Here is a 17,937-nt window from a genome sequence, read left to right as displayed (position 1 = left end):
GACGTGCTCGGCAGACCCTGCGCTCAGCGACTTCACGAGCGAGACGCAAACGGCTTCAGCCGCGACGCATTTGCGAAAGTGCGTCGCGAGAAAGGCACCTCGAACCTGCTGCCACCGCAGTCAAGCCGCATCAAGGCTTGTTCTCTACCCACCGCATCGGCAACACCCTGCGAGAGCACGCGCGCGCTCCCGCTAGGTCTTTCACGCACAGGTCGCGACTAGAACTTCAGATCCGCCCGCACGTACAGGTAGCGCCCACCGGGGATGCCATAGGTGGAGGCGTCGTAGCCGTTGAGCGAGCACGACAGGCAGATCGGCGGGTCCTTGTCGAAGACGTTGTTGACGCCGCCGCTGAGGGTCAGGCCCTTGAGCCAGTCGAAGCGGTAGCCCACCTGCAGGTCGTGGTAGGTGATCGCGTCCAGCGTGTTGGTGCCGGCCACCGGGTTGCTGCACACCGGGAACGCGACCGCATCGCCGCACTGTTCGGTCAGCTCGGAGATGTGCCGCAGCGTCCACGACGCATTCCAGCGGCCGCGCGACCAGTCCAGGCTCAGGTTGCTGGTCCACTCGGGAATCGAGCTGTCCACCACTTCCACGCCCGGGCGCTGCGGCTGCACCTGGCCGGCCGCGCCGGTGGCGACGTAACGGGTGACGAAGGTGTTCTGCCAGCCGATCTTGAAGCGGCCGGCGGCGGTCTCCGGCGAGTTCCAGAACAGGTCCACGTCCCAGCCGTCGGTCTTGATCGAGCCGAGGTTGGTCAAGCGGTTGTTGAAGCCGTTGATGCCGCCGGTGGAGGCGCGGGTGATGCCGTTGCAGTAGGTCGGCGACAGCGTGTCCACGCACAGGTCGAGCTGGGTCTGCGCGTTGATCGCCTGGATCGCGCCGTCGATGTCGTGGCGGTAGAAGGTCACCTCCACGTCGAAGCGGTCCGACCACGGCACGTTGCTGGCGAACCACGGGCTCCAGACGAAGCCGGCGCTGAAGCTGCGCGCCTTCTCCGGCTCCAGCGCGCGGTTGCCGCCGGTGGTCACCGAGATCTGCGAGTTGGCCTGCTGGTAGCCGGCCGGCACGCCGAGCGTGGCGCAGTTGCTGGCGCTGCCGCGCGGCGCGGTGCCGCCCAGGCCGATCGAGCAGGGATCGGACAGGGTCAGGTCGGCGCGCGCGGCCGAGCCGTACAGTTCGCCGATGCTGGGCGCGCGGAAGCCTTCGGCATAGCTGGCGCGCAGCACGAAGTCCGGCGCCACCTGCCAGCGCAGGCCGTACTTCGGGGTGAACTTGCCGCCGAAGGTGGAGTAGTCGGAATAACGGCCGGCCAGGCTGAGGTCCAGTTTGTCGCCCAGCGGCGAGTCGGCGAAGATCGGCACGCTCAGTTCGAGGTAGGCCTCCTTGACGTCGTAGCTGCCCTGCGTCGGCAGCGACGGCACACCGTTGTAGTGGCCGATCACGGTCAGCGGATCGGGGCGGTAGAAGCCCTCGTACTTGCGGTACTCCACGCCGGTGGCGAAGGACACCGCGCCGGCCGGCAGCCGGAACAGGTCGCTGCTGAGGTTGGCGGTGAACTGGGTCAATTCGTTCTGACTGCGGTCGTGCACCACCGGCTGGATCCAGCGCAGCATGTCCGGGGTGATGCTGCCGGCGCCGCCGAAGATGTTCAGCGGCACGCAGCCGGCCACCGCCGCGCACGCCGCCGGATCGCCCAGCGCCAGGTTGATGTTGTAGATGTTGTAGCTGCCGTAGTTGGTCTGCTCGGCCTTGTTCTTGCTGTAGGCGCCGTTGACGTCCCAGAACCAGGTGCGGTCGGCGCCCTCGAAGCTGCCGATGAAGCCGGTGCCGACGTACTGGGTGTCCACGCGCTGCTCGAACACGCGCGCACCGCCTTCCACCGGGCGGCGCCCGATCATGATCAGATTGCTGCCCGAATCCAGCGCGAAGCCGAACGGGTTGTACGGGTTGGCGGCGGAGATGACGATGTTGTCGGCCAGCGGATTGCCGGTGCCGGCGTCGGGCCCGAGGAAGATCGGTTCCGGTGCGGCCTGGTTGGTCGACTCGCGGCGGTTGCCGAGCAGCTTCAGGTACCACTGCACGTCGTCGTTGAAGAAGAAGCGGAACTGGCCGAACACGCCCTTGCGCTCCGACGGGGTCAGCAGCAGGTTGGACGCGGCGAAGTTGTAGCGGTCGGCGGTGGTGAAGCAGTGGTAGTCGTCGCTGCGGGTGCAGCCGCCGGTGCCGTCGTAACGCGGCGTGCGCGCGCCGCTGTTCGGGGTCAGGTTCTGCTCGGCGCCGGTATTGGGATCGACGAAGATGAAACGCCCGTCCGGGGTGGCCGAGCTGCCGAAGCTCAGGCCGGTGCCGGGAATCGGATACAGCGACTGCGCGCGGTCGCGCGCGTAGATCGGATCCTGCTTGGTATAGCTGGCGCCGAGGAACAGGCTGGTACGTTCGGTGCTGTGGCCCCAGGCGAGGTCCACGCCCTTGCTGGCGCCGTCGCCCTTGTCGTACTCGCCGTAGTTCAGGGTGACCTGGCCGCCTTCGAAATTGCGCCGGGTGATGATGTTGACCACGCCGGCGATGGCATCGGATCCGTACAGCGAGGACGCGCCGTCCTCCAGCACCTCGACGCGTTCGACGATGGCCAGCGGGATGGTGTTGAGATCGGTGGCCGCGCCCACGCCCGAGGCCGAGGACTCGTTGACCCAGCGCATGCCGTCGACCAGCACCAGCACGCGCTTGGCGCCCAGGTGGCGCAGATCCACCTGCGCCGAACCGGCACCGACGCCGCTGCCGTCCGGCGGGAAGCCGAAATTGCCGGAGGAGTTGAACTTGGCGTTCAAGGCCGAGCCGGAGGCGGTGAGTTCCTGCAGCACATCGCCGATGGAGGTCAGGCCGGTGCGTTCGATGTCGGCGCGGCTCAGGGTCTGCACCGGCACCTGGCCCTCGACTTCGGCACGGCGGATGCGGGTGCCGGTGACCTGCACGCTGTCCAGCGTGGTGGCCGTGCCGGGAGCGGCCGGGGGCGTCTGTTGCTGGGCGCCGGCGGTGGCGGGGACGCCGCCGAGCAGGACCATGGATACCGCGAAGACCAAAGGATGGCGGTGCAGGAAATTCATCCGTCTCTCTCTCCAGAAAGGATGTGGGTCGGCCGCTGCGACCCCCTGCACCGCGACGGCATGGAATTCTTTGTAAACAAATCGTAAACGCCGTGCAAGCATCCGGCAGGCAAAGCGCGGGCCATCGCGACGACTGGTCGATCTGGTAGACACCGGATGCGCAAGACATCGTCAAGCAGCGCGAGACCTAAGCCCCTCTCCCCTCGGGAGAGGGGTTGGGGTGAGGGTACGGAGCGCGAAGCGCCCGCGCGATCTGGCGATCAGAGGCTTCGCCCGTACCCTCATCCGCCCCTGCGGGGCACCTTCCCCCAATGGGAGAAGGGAAACGCCTAAGCCCTCTCCCACCGGGAGAGGGGTTGGGGTGAGGGTAAGGAGCGCGAAGCGCCCGCACCGATCTTGCGATCAGAGGCTTCGCCCGTGCCCTCATCCGCCTCTGCGGGGCACCTTCTCCCAATGGAAAAAGCGAGAAGCCAAGCCCCTCTCCCGCCGGGAGAGGGGTTGGGGTGAGGGTACGGCGCGAAGCGACTCGCGGACTTCAGACGTACGAAGCTGCACCTGCACCTCATCCGCCCATGCCCGCCCCCGGATGCCGGCCCAGCGTGCGATGCCAATCTGCGAACGCTGCGGGGCAGCGCGTTGACACGACGTGTTGTGCCTCCACCCGTCGGCACATTGGCATCGCTGCATCCAGCACACTCGCCACCCAACCTGGACGGCGCGGCCACCCATCGTCACAACCACGCCGGCCCAAGCGACGACAGCGCCACCATCGCCAGTTGAAACGGCGATTCATCCGCGTTCGGTATAGTCCCGCGCATGATCCTGCGCACGTCTCTCCTGCTGTTCGCCGCCGCGTTGTGCGGCCCCGTTTCCGCCCTCGCTCAGTCCCTGGATGCCCAGCGCCCGGCGATCCGCTCGGCGATCGACGATGCCGAGCAGGGCCGGTTCGATCCGGTCCGCGCGGCCGCGTTCAAGCAGCATCCGCTGTACGGCTGGCTGGAGTACGCCAACCTGCGCCGCAACATCGACAAGGTGTCCGATGCGCAGGCGCAGGACTTCCTCAAGCGCTACGCCGGGCAGCCGGTGGCCGAGAGCTTCCGTGCGCTGTGGCTGCCGGCGCTGGCGCGGCGCGAGGACTGGCCGGCGCTGCTGGCGAACTGGAAACCCACCGAGAACCTGGGCCTGCGCTGCGCCCAGCTCAATGCGCGCCAGGCCACCGGCCGCGCCGACGCGCAGTGGGTGGACGAAGCGCAGGCGCTGTGGCGCAACGCCGGCAAGTCGCTGCCCGACGCCTGCGATCCGGTATTCGCGGTACTGCAGGCGCGCGGCGGCATGACCGATGCGCTGCGCTGGGCGCGCGTGGAAGCGGCCGCCGACGCACAGCAGCCGGCGGTGATGCGCGCCGCCGCACGCGGCCTGCCCGCAGCCGACCTGGCCCTGGCCAACGACTACGCCGCGTTCCTGGACGCGGTGCATATGCGCGCGCTGACCTGGCCCAAGACCGAGCGCAGCCGCAAGGTGGCGGTGGACGGGCTGGCGAAGCTGGCCAAGACCGATCCGGACGCCGCCGAACGACAACTGCCGCAGTTCGCCCAGGCGCTGCAGTTCAGCGAGGCGCAGCGCGGCGCAGTGCTGTACCAGATCGCGCTGTGGACGGTGGCCTCGTACGGGCCGGAGTCGGCGCGCCGGCTCAACGCGGTGCCCGAGTCCGCGTACGACGAACGCCTGCACGAGTGGCGCGCGCGCGAGGCGATGGCGCGCGGCGACTGGCCGGCGGCATTGGCCGCGATCCGCAAGATGCCGCCGGCGCAGCGCAACGATTCGCGCTGGCAGTACTTCGAGGCGCGGCTGGCGGAGAAGACCGGCAATGCCAGCGAGGCGCAGCGGCTGTACCGCGCGGCGGCCAGCTCCGCCACCTTCCACGGTTTCCTGGCCGCCGACCGGCTCAAGCAGCCGTACGCGCTGTGCCCGTGGGAACCGAACGACAGCGCGCAGGCGCAGGCGGCGGTGGCACGCGATCCGTCGCTGGTCCGCGCGCTGGAGCTGTTAAAGATCGACCGCGCCGGCTGGGCCGTGGCCGAGTGGAACGATGCGCTGAGCCGTTTCGACGACACCCAGCGACGCCTGGCGGTGGAAGTGGCCAGCAACAACGGCTGGTTCGACCGTGCGGTGTTCGGGCTCGGCAAGCGCCCGGAGGAGCAGCGCCTGTACACGCTGCGCTTCCCGTTGCACCACGCCGAGACCATCCGCCGCGAAGCCGGCAAGAACGCGATCGACCCGGCCTGGGTCGCCGCCGAAATCCGCGCCGAGAGCGTGTTCAACCCCAACGCCCGCTCGCCGGCCAATGCGATGGGCCTGATGCAGGTGGTGCCGGCCACCGGCGCCAGCGTCGCCCGCAACCTCGGCCTGGCCGGCTACGGCGGCGCCGCCAGCCTGTACGACCCGGACACCAACATCGCCATCGGCACCGCCTACCTGCGCCAGTTGCTCAACACCTACGGCCTGCCCTACCTGACCATCGCCGCCTACAACGCCGGCCCCGGCCCGGCCGCACGCTGGCAGAGCCAGCGCCCGGGCCACGATGCCGACTTCTGGATCGAGACGGTCAGCTACAAGGAAACCCGCGAGTACGTGGCGCGCATCCTGGCCTTCAGCGTGATCTACGACTGGCGCCTCAACGGCGACGCCCTGCCGGTCACCGAACGCATGCTCGGCAAGCTGGATGCACCGCGGAAGAAGTTTGTGTGTACGGCCGCCGATGCAGCGGCCGGGAATCGGGAATAGGGAATGGGGAATCACAACGGCGCACCGCGCGCAACCGCGCCGAACATTGGGTCAACACGCCAGCGCGACATCAGGCGAAGGGAATCTGCCTTTACCATTCCCGGTTCCCGACTCCCCATTCCCAGCCCCCAATGAACATCTACCTCGTCGGCGGCGCCGTCCGCGACGCCCTGCTCGGTCAACCGCCCGGCGATCGCGACTGGGTGGTGGTCGGCGCCAGCGCGCAGCAGATGCTGGAGCTGGGCTACAAGCAGGTGGGCCGCGATTTCCCGGTGTTCCTGCATCCGCGCAGCGGCGAGGAATACGCGTTGGCGCGCACCGAGCGCAAGGCCGGGCGCGGCTATCACGGCTTCGTAGTAAAGGCCGACCCGTCGGTGACGCTGGAAGAGGATCTGCAGCGGCGCGACTTCACCATCAACGCCATCGCCCGCGACGAGGCCGATGGGCGTCTGGTCGACCCCTATGGCGGCGCGCGCGATCTCGAGCAGCGCGTGCTGCGCCATGTCGGCCCGGCCTTCGCCGAGGATCCGCTGCGGGTGCTGCGCGCGGCGCGGTTCATGGCGCGGCTGGCGCCGCTGGGATTCGTCGTCGCGGCCGAGACCATGGACCTGATGCGCACGATGGCCGCCGGCGGCGAACTGGAAACGCTGGTGCCCGAACGTGTCTGGCAGGAACTGCGGCGCAGCCTGGCCTCGGCGCAGCCCTCGGCGTTCCTGCGCACGCTGCGCGAGGCCGACGCGCTGCGCTGGGTGCTGCCGGAGCTGGACGCGCTGTACGGGGTGCCGCAACGCGCCGAGTACCACCCCGAGGTCGACACCGGGCGCCACCAGGAGCTGGTCAGCGACATGGCCGCACGGCTGGCGCCGGGCGATGCGCTGATCGGCTTCGCCGCGCTGACCCACGACCTGGGCAAGGCGCTGACACCGCCGGAGGAGTGGCCGCGCCACCTGATGCACGAGCAACGCGGCCTGGCGCCGCTGCGCGCGCTGAGCGAACGCCTCAAGGTGCCGCAGGAGCACCGGCAACTGGCCGAGATCGCCTGCCGCGAGCATCTGAACGTGCATCGCCTGGCCGAATTGCGCGACCGCACCGTGCACGAACTGCTGCAGCGCTGCGACGGCTTCCGCAAGCCCGAGCGCGTCGCGCAGTTGGCCACGGTGTGCGAGGCCGACAAGCGCGGCCGTCTCGGCAGCGAGGACGCCGATTACCCGCAGGGCCGCACGCTGCAGCATTTGCATGCGGCGGCGCTGGCGGTGAACGCGCGCGACCTGGCGGCGCAGGGCCTGAGCGGCCCGCAGATCGGCGAGGCGCTGGCCAAGGCGCGGATCGCGGCGATCGCCGCGGCGCGGCCGTCGGCAACGCGGTCGGGAGAGCACGCGGGCTAGTGTTCTGCTGCCACCATCAAGGTTCGTGCGCCCGCAGCTCGCGGAATCCCGAATCGATCGCGGACGGGTCGGCGAACTCCACCCGCAGGCCCTTGGCGGCAAGCGCGAGTACCTCAGCGTCATCGACGGCGGTGCCGCTCAAGCGCGCGATCAGCGGACCCAGCACCGCGGTGGCGAACGCGCGGGACAACGCTGCGCGACACGCCAGATCGGAGACATCCGCGGGGAGGGCGCTGGCCGCCGCCAGGTGCTTCTCGAAATCTCGCGAGGGCTCGAAGAAGGTGGCGACCAACATGCCGACCCCAGGTTGCCCGACCGCCATCAGGCCATAGGGGGCGAACATGTACATGGCACGCCCATTTTCCTCGGGCAGGCCCATCTCGCTGGCCCCGAACAGATGCGCGATCACGAGCCGACCGCTCTGCCATGGCAGCCGCACGAGGCTTCCTTCCCTGACGTAGGCGCCGTTCTTCCACGCCGCGAAACCGGCACGAAACGCCTTCAGGAGCACGCCGGCGACATGCGGGTTGAACCCGGCAGGTGCGGCCGGATGCCGGGAATTTTCGGCAAATCGCCGGTGCAGCAACATCATTCCCACCGACAGCTTCATCAACCACAGATGCGCTTCATCGTCCGCGACCGCGGACCAGTCCTCCGACAGGCGCTGTTCCAGCCGTCCGAACTGGGCGTTGGCCTGCGGATCGGCAGGCGCCTTGAAATCGCAGAGCCTGGCGAAGCTGCCGGCATCGCCGAGCAACACCCGGCCCGCAGCTTGATGGCGTTGCGCCAGCCAGCGCGGAATCACATGCTCGCCGGCGCCTGACACCGAGATCCCGGTGAAGAGGCAGGCCGCGTCCATCGGCTCGTCGAGATAGCGGCTCGGTTCCATGCATCACCGCCTGCGTTGTCAGCGCCCCCCACTGTACACCTCGCACGGCAGCACGCGCGCGGTCCCGACCAGCCGACCGCGCGCGCAGCCGGAGCGCCGCCGCCTACTCCATCGCGCCGGCGATCCAGGTGTGGCGGACCTGCAACGCGTCGTCCAGCAGCACCAGGTCGGCCTGGTAGCCGGGCGCGATGTGGCCGTAGCGGTGGTCCAGGCCCACGCACTGCGCCGGGTACAGCGAGGCCATGCGCGCGGCTTCTTCCAGCGGCACGCCCAGCCACTGCACGCTGTTGCGCACCGCGCTGGCCATGTCCAGCGCCGAGCCGGCCAGGGCGCCGGCGGCGTTGCGCACCACGCCGTCGATGGCGGTGATGGTTTCGCCGTACAGGTCGAACGCGGGGCTGTCGGCGCCGACCATCGGCATCGCATCGGTGACCAGGAACACGGTGCCGCGCGGCTTGGCCGCCAGCGCCACGCGCAGGCTGGCCGGATGCACGTGCACACCGTCGACGATCACCCCGCACCAGGCGTTGCGGTCTTCGAGTGCGGCGCCGACCACGCCGGGATCGCGTCCCTGCAACGGGGTCATGGCGTTGTACAGATGGGTGAAGCCGCAGATGCCGGCGTCCAGCCCGGCACGGGTCTCTTCGTAGCTGGCGGCGGTGTGGCCGGCGAACACGCGCGCACCGGCCGCGGCCAGGGTGCGGATGCTGGCCGCCGGCACGCGCTCCGGTGCCAGGGTGATCAGGGTGACGCCGTTGTCCAGCGAGGTGGCCATGGCCAGTTCGTCGGCGTCGGGCACGCGGAACTTGTCGGCGTTGTGGGTGCCCTTGCGCGCCGGCGCCAGGTAGGGCCCTTCCAGGTGGATGCCGAGCACGCCCGGCACGCCTTCGGCGATGGCCTGGCGCGTGGCGGCGATCGCCGCGCGCATCACCTCCACGTCGTCGCTGATCAGCGTCGGCAGGTAGCCGGTGGTGCCGTAGCGGCGGTGGCCCTGGCCGATGCGACGCAGCGCCTCGACGTCGGTGCGGTTGTTGAACAGCACGCCGCCGCCGCCGTTGACCTGCAGGTCGATGAAGCCCGGCAGCAGGCTGCCGCCGCCCAGGTCGTGCTGCACCGGCGCTGCCGCCACGCGCGGATCGGCGTCGTCGAGCAGGGCGAGGATGCGCCCGCCCTCCAGCAGCACGCTGACGCCGTCGAGAAACCCGTCCTCGCCGAGCACGCGCGCATTGCGCAGCGCCACCGTGGTCATCAGACGGTCTCCGTCACTTTGTTCAGATGCGGCGGCAGGTCCGGGTTGTAGCCACGGCGCAGCGCCAGGGCGTTGATCGCGCGGTAGAAGCTCTGGATCGCCAGCAGCGGCGCGCACGCCGGGTGCGGCGCGGCGACCAGCGGCAGGTCGCCGCCGGCGCTGGCCAGCCACACCTGCGCGCCGCGGCCGCGGAACTCCTCGGCCAGGCGCCGGGTGCCCTCGCCGGCTTCGTCCGGCTGGTCGAATGCCAGCACCGGGAAACCCGGGCCGACCAGGGCCATCGGCCCGTGCTTCACTTCCGCCGAGCTGTAGGCCTCGGCGTGCAGGCCGCAGGTCTCCTTGAACTTCAGCGCCGCTTCCTGCGCCGCCGCCAGGCCCAGGCCGCGGTCGAGCACGAACAGATTGTGCGCATCGACCAGGCCGTCGGTGAGCGAGCGCCAGTCGGCCTGCCAGGCCGCACGCAGCGCCTGCGGCAATTCCTGCAGTGCGCCCAGCAGCGCCGGGTCGTTCTTCCAGTGCGCGCCGAGCTGCAGGATCGCCGCCAGCGAGGCCAGGTAGCTCTTGGTCGCGGCCACGCTCTTCTCCGGGCCGGCGCCGAGCGGGATCACCGTGTCGGCCAGCTGCGCCAGCGGCGAATCCTCGACGTTGACCAGCGCCACCACGCGCGCGCCGGCGTCCTTGGCCGCCTGCGCGTTGCGCAGCAGGTCCGGGCTCTTGCCCGACTGCGAGATCACCAGGTACAGCGCCCCGCGCAACTGCAGTGGCGCTTCGTACACCGAGCCCACCGACGGCGAGGCCGAGGCGGTGACCACGCCGAGCTGGGTCTCGAACAGGTACTTGGCGTAGGTGGCGGCGTGGTCGGAGCTGCCGCGCGCGCAGGTCACCACGAACGGCGGCGGCGCGGCGCGCAACGACGCGGCGAGCGCGCTCACGGTGGCGTGGTTGCGTTCGAACTGCGCGGCGACGACCGCGGCGGCTTCCGCGGCTTCGCGGAACATCAGGGTTTCGGTTTCGGAGGGCAGCGCCATGGGCAGGATCACGTGGGGTCTGGGGAGGAGGAACGGCGGGAATGCGGCTGCATGGGCGCGGTCGAGCCGCGCACCACCAGTTGCGGCACGAAGCCCTGGTTGTGCACCGGCGCGGGATGGTCTTCGTAGGCATCGCTGCGCAGCTGGCTGATCAGCAGCCGCGCGGCGTGGCGGGCGATGTCTTCGGTGGCCTGCTTGGCGGTGGTCAGCGGCGGCCACGACTGGCGCGAGAACGGGCTGTCCTCGAAGCCGGCGATGGACAGGTCGTAGGGCACGTTCATGCCCGCCGACTTGGCCGCGGCCAGCACGCCGGCGGCGATCTCGTCGTTGGAGCCGAAGATCGCGGTCGGTGGTTCGCGCAGCGCCAGCAGGCGGCGGGCGCCGCGGAAGCCGTCGTCGAAGGTGTAGTCGCCGGGGATCACCAGGTGCTTGTCCATGGTGATGCCGTAGTCCTTCAGCGCCGCCTCGTAGCCGGCATAGCGCTCGCCGCTGGAGCGATGCGAGGTGCCGCCCCACAGGAAGCCGATGCGCTGGTGGCCGAGCTGGATCAGGTGTTCGGTGATCTCGTAGGCGGCATCGCGGTCGTCGACGTAGACGCAGGGGCCGTCCTGCGGATCCTCGGTGGCGGCGATGATGCGCACGGTCTTGATCCCGCGCGCGGCCAGCGCCGCGACCAGGTCGGCACGCTCGGACATCGGCGCGGTCAGCACCAGCCCGGCCAGGCGCGAGCGCTGGGTCCACTCGGCCAGTTCCTCGGCGAGCATCGGCGCGGTGGAATCGCAGGGGTGGATCTGCAGGCCGAAGCCGGTCTCGCGGCAGGCGGCGAGCACGCCGTTCTGCACGCCGATGATGTGGTAAGGGTTGGGGTTGTCGTACACCAGCCCGATCACGAACGGGGTGCCGCTGCGCAGGTTGCGCGCCGACGGATCCGGCTCGTAGTCGAGTTCGGCGATGGCGTGCAGCACGCGCGAGCGCGTGGCCTGCATCACCGACGGTTCGTTGTTGATGACCCGCGAAACGGTCTTCAGCGACACCCGCGCCCGTTCGGCGACGTCTTTGATGGTGGGTCTGCGCATTGGATAGGCTTGCCGAGTTGGAGAAAAGCGCGTCAGCTCACCGCGCGCCCTGGCCGACGCGGTGACCGCGCAGCGCGAAGAACAGGATGTACAGGTAGCAGGCGATCATCAGGCCGGCGAAGACCACCTGGAAATCGAAGGACTCCTTCAGATGGGCGAACAGCTGCGGCACCGCGGCGCCGCCCACGATGCCCATGATCAACAGCGCCGCGCCCTTTTCGGTGAACTTGCCCAGCCCCTTGATGGCCAGCGGGAAGATGGCCGGCCACATGATGGCGTTGGCGAATCCGAGCGCCGCCACGAACGCCACCGAGACATAGCCGCCGGTCACCATCGCGCACAGCGAAAATACGATGCCGAGGCAGGCCGAAATGGACAGGTACTTCTCCTGGGAGATGTACTTCGGGATCAGCACCAGGCCGAGCAGGTAGCCGGCCAGCATGCAGGCCAGGGTGCCGATGGTGAAATATTTCGCGTAGTCGAGCGAGAGACCGAGGCTGTTGCCGTAGATGCCGATCGCATCGCCGGCCATCACCTCGGCGCCGACGTACACGAAGATGCACAAGGCGCCCAGCCACACGTGCGGAAACGCGAAGATGCTGTCGCGGCTGCGCTCGTCGGAGGCCGACGCGTTCGCCGTCTCGGGGCTGATCTCGGGCAAGGGCGAAAACAGGATGGCGACGGAAAGCACGGCCAGGATGCCGGCGATCGCCATGTAAGGGCCGTGGATGCGGCCAGCGAACTCCTGCAACAGCAGCTCCTTCTGCGCCGGCAGCACCTGTTCGATCTGCGTCGAAAAATCCTCCATGCCGTGCAGGACCACCTTCGCCAGTCCATAGGTGGCCAGCGCGCCCGCCACCTTGTTGCAGATGCCCATCAGCGCGATACGGCGCGCGGCGCCGTCGATCGGCCCGAGAATGCTGATGTACGGATTGACCGCGGTCTGCAGCAAGGCCAGGCCGCCGCCGATGATGAAGATGCCGCTCACCGCGCCCACGTAGGAACGGGCATTGGTGAACTGGCCGAAGATCGCGGCGCCGATCGCCATGATCAGCAGGCTCAGCGCCAGGCCCTTCTTCATCCCGGTCAGCTTCAGGATGAGCGAAGAAGGCAATGCCAGGCAGAAGTAGGAAATGTAGAACGCACTCGGGATGAGGAACGCGAACGTGTCGCTGACATTGAAGGCGACCTTGGCGAACAGGATCAACGGCCCGTTGATCCAGGTAAAGAAGCCCATGATGAAGAACAACAGGCCGACGATGGCGATGGAAGCGTAGGGACTGGCGGGCCGTGCGGTGGTCATGGGCGGCGTGCTCCGGGAGGGCGCGAGGATCGGCGGTCAGCGTCGCAGTTCGGCGACGAAGTCGTAGTAGTCGTTGTGGCAATAGGTGTCGGTCAGTTCGATCGCGCTGCCGTCGCGGGTGTAGCCGACCCGCACCACGTGCAGGATCGCCTCGCCTTCCTTCATGCCGAGATGGCCGGCCAGCCGCGCCGGCAGGTTGATGGCGCGGAAGTATTGCAGCGCCCGCACCACCGGGGTGCCGCGCTCGTCCAGGTAGCTGTAGAGCGAATCGGCAATGGCGTGCGGATCGGGCACCACGTGCTGCGGCAGCACCGCCTTCTCGTAGGCCATCACCCGGCCGTCGGCGCTGCGCAGGCGGGTCAGCGCCGCGACGACCGTGTCCGGGGACAGGCCAAGGCGCAGGATCTCCTCGCCATGCGCCGGGCGCGTGCGCCGCTCCAGCCAGCGCGTGCCCGGCTCCAGACCCTTCATGCGCAGGGTTTCGCTGAAGCTGGCCAGGCCGCTGAGCTGGTGCTGGATGTGCGAGGTGACGAAAGTGCCGGCGCCCTGCCGGCGCGACACCAGGCCTTGTTCGACCAGCGCATCCACGGCCTGACGCAGCGTGACCCGCGACACCTGCAGGTACTCGCACAGCTGCCGTTCGGCCGGCAACGCCTCGCCCGGCTTCCATTGCCCGCCCTTGATCGCCTCCACCAGCTTGCTGGCCAGTTGCAGGTACAGCGGCGTGGGCGCGTCCGGGTCCACGGCCAGCGCATGCAGGCGTGGATCGGCCTGCGGCTTGGGCTTGGTCATGGCGAGCTCTCCAGTCCGCATGGATTCATTATGTCCAATATAGTACCAATCGGCGGGTCGTGCACGTCGCGCCACAGCACGCGGCGCAGGCCCCGGACCGACAGCGCTGCCCGACCACGGCAACAGCGCAGTGGCGCGTCACCCCGAAATTCGCGGCGGCGAGTCGCCCAAGCCCCCTGGCCTCGGGCCGCGCCCTGCGCGCAGCGAGCGGCCGATTCCCGCCAGCGCTGGCGCCCATGCCCAGACGGCGGTCATGGCCGATGCCGATGGATCATGTGCCGGTATCCGCCCTTCGACAAGCTTGGGTGCAGCGCCGCAAACCGCATCGTTGTCACCGGCGGGTACGAATTTGTCTACAAGCCACAAGACCAATCGCGGCGATGCCTGGCAGAGGTCTGAACCACCGCCCCCTGCGACAGCCCGGATCGCGGCAAATCCCGGGAAATCGGCCCAAGTCATCGACGTGAAGGCCGGTATGCGACCCGACACGCTGCAGCGCGATCTTGGACACGACAGGTCGGTTTTGCCCCGCCACCGGGCCACTCCGCTGCGGCATCGCGTTGACATCGTTGTCACCGAACCGTAAAGGTTCTGCACGCTTCGCAACGAATTCGGCACAAACACGGCGTCCGCGGACCCAGGGGAATCGGCATCGGTCCGCGCCGCCAGGCAGCACGCAACTCCGTCCCGCACCGTCGGCCACGCCGACGGTGCCCATCCATGAATGATGAGGAGAGACATCATGCGTCACCGCCCGTCCGTCCTGTCGGCCGCCATCGCCGCCAGCGTCCTCGCCTTCGCCGCGCAGGCGCAGCAGGCCGATTCCGCCGCCACCGATCTGGACGCGGTCCAGGTGGTCGGCATCCGCGCCAGCCTGGAGAAGTCGCTGGACACCAAGCGCAACAACGTCACCGTGTCCGAGGCGATCACCGCCGAGGACATCGGCAAGTTCCCCAGCACCAACGTCGCCGAGGCGTTCGCGCAGATTCCCGGCGTCACCATCGACCGCCGCTTCGGCCAGGGCGAGCGGGTCAGCATCGACGGCACCGATCCCAGCCTCAACCTGTCGTTCCTGGACGGCCACCCGGTGGCGCAGGCGATCTGGCTGTACGGCGAGCAGCCCAACCGCGGCTTCGACTACACCCTGCTGTCGCCGCAGATCCTGGGCCGCGCGGAGATCGTCAAGTCCACCGAGGCGCGGCTGACCGAAGGCAGCCTCGGCGGCACCGTGCTGATGCATACCCGCCAGCCGCTGGACCTGAAGGCCAACGAGATCGCCGGCTCGGTCGGCTACAGCTACAGCCAGCAGGCCAGCGAGGGCAAGCCCAACGCCTCGCTGCTGTACAGCTGGAAGAATCCGCAGGAGACCTTCGGCGTCGCGGTGTCCGCGCAGCATTACGAGGAACGCGTGGACCGCCAGGGTCTGGAGGTGTTCGGCTACGCCAAGGCCGGCAGCTTCGCCAATGCTGCCGGCGTGCCGGCCGATGCGGACGTGCCCAACTCGATCAACGCCGCCTGGTTCCAGCAGGACCGCAAGCGCGACAGCGCAGTGGTGAATCTGCAGCTCAAGCCCAGCGACGCGCTGGAGTTCGACCTCAGCGGCCTGTACATCAAGGAAGACTTCGACAACTACAACCAGTCGATGTACAGCTTCCTCACCTGGAACCCGGGCACCGTGGCCGCGGTCGACGCGCTGGGCGACGTGCGCAACGGCGTGGTCAACAGCGGCCATTCCGGCGCCAACGCCAATGCGGGCGGCGGCACGGTGATCTACGACAACAACGTGCGCCAGTCGCAGGTGACCACCAAGGGCCTGGACCTGCGCGGCGCCTACCGCGGCGAACGCTGGACCTTGCGCGGCCAGGTCGGCCAGAGCAAGTCCGACAACGACCACCTGGCGCAGTACTTCATCGAGCCGTTCTACAACGGCGGCTTCCGCTGGGATCTGGACCGCGGCATCCGCTTCGACGATCCCACCGCCGCGCGCAACCCGGCCAACTGGGGCTCGGCCGGCGGCTGGATCGGCAACAACGGCGTGTTTTCCACCCAGAGCAAGGACCGCTACGGCCAGCTCGATCTGGACCTGCAGTTCGACGGCGTGTTCAACCAGTTGCTGGTCGGCGTGCGCCAGGGCAAGCACGACGAGGACTTCGCGCTCAACGTGTACGGCGGCGTCACCCCGGCCACGCTGGCCGACATCGGCACCATCGGCCTGACCGACATCCGCGGGTTCTATCCCGACCACGGCCAGCACGTACAGGCCGGGCGCGGCAACGTGATCGACTGGATCCGCAACAGCCCGGTCGACTACGCCAATCCGGACCCGTCCAGCTACCTCAACAACACCTGGGCGCTGCAGCAGACCAACAACGCCGGCTACGTGCAGCTGAACTTCTCCAACGCCGGCCTGCGCGGCAACCTGGGCCTGCGCTACGTGCGCTCCAAGACCGAAGGCAGCGGCTTCGTCTACAGCGGCACGCCGACCCTGCAGGATCTGGACAGCAAGTGGCAGACCCGCACGCAGACCGAGCACTTCCTGCTGCCGTCGTTGAACCTGGCCTACGACACCGAGAACGACTGGGTGTTCCGCTTCGGCGCCGGCAAGGTGATCGCCTGGGCGCCGTACAACCAGATGGTCAACAACACCTTCCTCAACGACACCACGCTCACCGGCAGCGGCGGCAATGCCGCGCTGTCGCCATACGAATCGTGGAACTTCAACCTCTCGGCCGAGTACTACTTCGCGCCGCAGGCGGTGGTGGCGTGGTCCATCTTCTACAAGAAGATCGACAACTACATCGACACCTCGGCCACCATCGAGCGCCAGTACAACGCGATCCGCGACACCTCGCCGCAGACCTGGGCGCAGATGCTCGGCAGCAACGGCTGCACCGCCGACGGCTACTGCGACTACAGCATCCAGCGCCCGCGCAACGCCGGCACCGGCAAGGTCAAGGGCTTCACCCTGGCCTACCAGCAGCCGTTCGGCGACAGCGGCTTCGGCCTGTCGGCCAACTACACCTATGCCAGCGGCGAGAACAACAGCGGCAACCCGCTGCCCTACCAGTCGCGCAACAGCGTCGCCTTCAGCCCCTACTACGAGAAGGGACCGTGGAACGCGCGGATCAGCCTGAACTGGCGCGACAGCTACCTGGCCGGCGGCTACGTCGCTGGCGCCGCGCCGGCCAGCGTCGACGCCTACACCGACCTGGGCGCGAGCGTGGGCTATGCGTTCAACGCGCAGTGGTCGCTGCAACTGGACGCACAGAACCTGCTGGACGAGGAATACCTGCAGTACCTGGGCGACAAGGACCACCCGGTCGGACGCTACCACAACGGCCGCCGCTACATGGCGACGCTGCACTTCAAGTTCTGAGCGTGAGGCTTCACCTGCGCTGCGGCATCATCGCCGCGGCGCAGGTGCGCACAGACCAGTGGACGCAGCGCCGGCGCGCGACCGCCGGCGCATGCACGGGCACGCCTCAGCGCGGGAACTGCACGTGCCCGTCGGCGAAGTACACGCCCTTGTCGCCCTGGCTGGGCAACGCGCCGAGCGTATCGGTGACCACCTGGCCGCGGATGTCGGTGAGGCGGATCTCCAGCAGTTGCGCGCCCATCTGCTCGCCGACGAAATGGTTGTACGCGGTCTTCGGCAGGCTGACCCAGTCGCCGTTCTTCCTGTATTCGAACTTCACCACCGGATAGCGGTGGTTGCGCACCTGGATCGCCGCCCAGTATTGCGAACTGCCCTCCTTGATCCGGTACACCACGTTGCCGGTGACCGGTGCGGCCACCACCTGCCAGCGGATCGGGATGCGCCCGGCGCTGGTGTCGCCGATCGCGGCGAAGGCATTGGGCGACAGGTCCAGCCCGCAGTCGGCGCCCTCCGGATACAGGTCGGTGACGTACACGGTGACCGTGCCGCGCGGTCCCTGCACCTGCAGGTAGGCACCGGCCAGCGCCGCCTGGATTCCGCCGTCATTGAGCTGCGTCGGGTTCAGCGCGGCGATCGTGGCGGTCGGGTCGATGGGATCCAGCAGCAGCGCGCCGCCGGAATAGCCGGAACTGGTGTAGGTGGCGGTGCCGCTGCAGACATCGTTCCAGGCAGCGTTGGCGGGTGCGGCGGCACTGATGGCCAGGCACAGCGCGGCGAACAGGCCGGCGCCGCGCGCGGCACGGGGGGAGTAGCGTGCTTGCATGCGTGTTCTCCTGCACAGGCGCGCGGAGTCGCCGCGCGGCGACCGGACACCTGCCCGGCGCCGGCACTCTAGGACGCGGTACGCGTGCCGCGCCTTGCGCGCGGCCTGGGATTCCACAACTTGGC

Annotated in this window: 10 protein-coding genes and 1 pseudogene; 3 read left to right on the top strand and 8 right to left on the bottom strand. The window is 68.9% G+C overall.

Annotated features, from left to right (window positions below; translation table 11 throughout):
- Window positions 1-218 precede the first annotated feature (218 nt).
- On the bottom strand, window positions 219-3,107 hold the full coding sequence (locus tag SLW56_RS12485) for a TonB-dependent receptor (protein WP_267123241.1): 2,889 nt from the start codon (window positions 3,105-3,107) through the stop codon (window positions 219-221).
- Between the two features lie 816 nt (window positions 3,108-3,923).
- Here SLW56_RS12485 and SLW56_RS12480 point away from each other — a divergent pair.
- On the top strand, window positions 3,924-5,891 hold the full coding sequence (locus SLW56_RS12480) for a transglycosylase SLT domain-containing protein (RefSeq protein WP_320694929.1): 1,968 nt from the start codon (window positions 3,924-3,926) through the stop codon (window positions 5,889-5,891).
- Window positions 5,892-6,022: 131 nt separating this feature from the next.
- Window positions 6,023-7,276 (top strand): multifunctional CCA addition/repair protein, encoded by a 1,254-nt coding sequence (locus tag SLW56_RS12475; RefSeq protein ID WP_320694928.1) that lies wholly within the window; start codon window positions 6,023-6,025, stop codon window positions 7,274-7,276.
- Between the two features lie 16 nt (window positions 7,277-7,292).
- Here the strand turns inward: SLW56_RS12475 and SLW56_RS12470 are convergent, their stop codons facing one another.
- The 6 genes from SLW56_RS12470 to SLW56_RS12445 form a co-directional block, all read right to left on the bottom strand.
- Window positions 7,293-8,165, bottom strand: coding sequence for a hypothetical protein (locus SLW56_RS12470; RefSeq protein WP_295921656.1), 873 nt, complete (start codon window positions 8,163-8,165; stop codon window positions 7,293-7,295).
- 103 nt (window positions 8,166-8,268) lie between these two features.
- Window positions 8,269-9,414 carry an N-acetylglucosamine-6-phosphate deacetylase gene (gene nagA / locus SLW56_RS12465; protein ID WP_152246469.1) on the bottom strand — a complete coding sequence of 382 codons (1,146 nt, stop codon included), beginning with the start codon at window positions 9,412-9,414 and terminating at the stop codon, window positions 8,269-8,271.
- Window positions 9,414-10,442, bottom strand: coding sequence for an SIS domain-containing protein (locus SLW56_RS12460; RefSeq protein ID WP_267122020.1), 1,029 nt, complete (start codon window positions 10,440-10,442; stop codon window positions 9,414-9,416). The genes nagA and SLW56_RS12460 overlap by 1 nt, the downstream gene beginning before the upstream one ends.
- 8 nt (window positions 10,443-10,450) lie before the next feature.
- Window positions 10,451-11,518 carry a LacI family DNA-binding transcriptional regulator gene (locus SLW56_RS12455; RefSeq protein ID WP_320694927.1) on the bottom strand — a complete coding sequence of 356 codons (1,068 nt, stop codon included), beginning with the start codon at window positions 11,516-11,518 and terminating at the stop codon, window positions 10,451-10,453.
- Between the two features lie 37 nt (window positions 11,519-11,555).
- Complete coding sequence (locus SLW56_RS12450; RefSeq protein WP_017908362.1) at window positions 11,556-12,821, bottom strand: sugar MFS transporter; 1,266 nt, start codon at window positions 12,819-12,821, stop codon at window positions 11,556-11,558.
- Between the two features lie 36 nt (window positions 12,822-12,857).
- Window positions 12,858-13,613 carry a GntR family transcriptional regulator gene (locus SLW56_RS12445; RefSeq protein WP_010343151.1) on the bottom strand — a complete coding sequence of 252 codons (756 nt, stop codon included), beginning with the start codon at window positions 13,611-13,613 and terminating at the stop codon, window positions 12,858-12,860.
- A 742-nt stretch (window positions 13,614-14,355) separates the two neighbouring features.
- Between SLW56_RS12445 and SLW56_RS12440 the strand changes: the two genes are divergently transcribed.
- A complete protein-coding gene (locus SLW56_RS12440) occupies window positions 14,356-16,989 on the top strand; it encodes a TonB-dependent receptor (protein ID WP_320694926.1) in 2,634 nt (877 codons plus the stop codon).
- A gap of 106 nt (window positions 16,990-17,095) precedes the next feature.
- On the opposite strand, the pseudogene SLW56_RS12435 reads toward SLW56_RS12440, so the two are convergent.
- Window positions 17,096-17,701 (bottom strand): annotated as a pseudogene (locus SLW56_RS12435) (expansin EXLX1 family cellulose-binding protein); the annotation flags it as partial.
- Between the last annotated feature and the right edge of the window lie 236 nt (window positions 17,702-17,937).

This window comes from Xanthomonas sp. LF07-6, assembly GCF_034105445.1.
Taxonomy (GTDB): domain Bacteria; phylum Pseudomonadota; class Gammaproteobacteria; order Xanthomonadales; family Xanthomonadaceae; genus Xanthomonas_A; species Xanthomonas_A sontii.
This window is presented reverse-complemented; position numbering and strand designations above follow the sequence as displayed.

Coding starts and splice junctions, on each gene's coding strand:
- SLW56_RS12450 (WP_017908362.1), bottom strand. CDS start 12,821: ATGACCACCGCACGGCCCGCCAGTCCCTACGCTTCCATCGCCATCGTC.
- SLW56_RS12455 (WP_320694927.1), bottom strand. CDS start 11,518: ATGCGCAGACCCACCATCAAAGACGTCGCCGAACGGGCGCGGGTGTCG.
- SLW56_RS12480 (WP_320694929.1), top strand. CDS start 3,924: ATGATCCTGCGCACGTCTCTCCTGCTGTTCGCCGCCGCGTTGTGCGGC.
- SLW56_RS12485 (WP_267123241.1), bottom strand. CDS start 3,107: ATGAATTTCCTGCACCGCCATCCTTTGGTCTTCGCGGTATCCATGGTC.
- SLW56_RS12440 (WP_320694926.1), top strand. CDS start 14,356: ATGCGTCACCGCCCGTCCGTCCTGTCGGCCGCCATCGCCGCCAGCGTC.
- SLW56_RS12475 (WP_320694928.1), top strand. CDS start 6,023: ATGAACATCTACCTCGTCGGCGGCGCCGTCCGCGACGCCCTGCTCGGT.
- SLW56_RS12470 (WP_295921656.1), bottom strand. CDS start 8,165: ATGGAACCGAGCCGCTATCTCGACGAGCCGATGGACGCGGCCTGCCTC.
- nagA (WP_152246469.1), bottom strand. CDS start 9,414: ATGACCACGGTGGCGCTGCGCAATGCGCGCGTGCTCGGCGAGGACGGG.
- SLW56_RS12460 (WP_267122020.1), bottom strand. CDS start 10,442: ATGGCGCTGCCCTCCGAAACCGAAACCCTGATGTTCCGCGAAGCCGCG.
- SLW56_RS12445 (WP_010343151.1), bottom strand. CDS start 13,613: ATGACCAAGCCCAAGCCGCAGGCCGATCCACGCCTGCATGCGCTGGCC.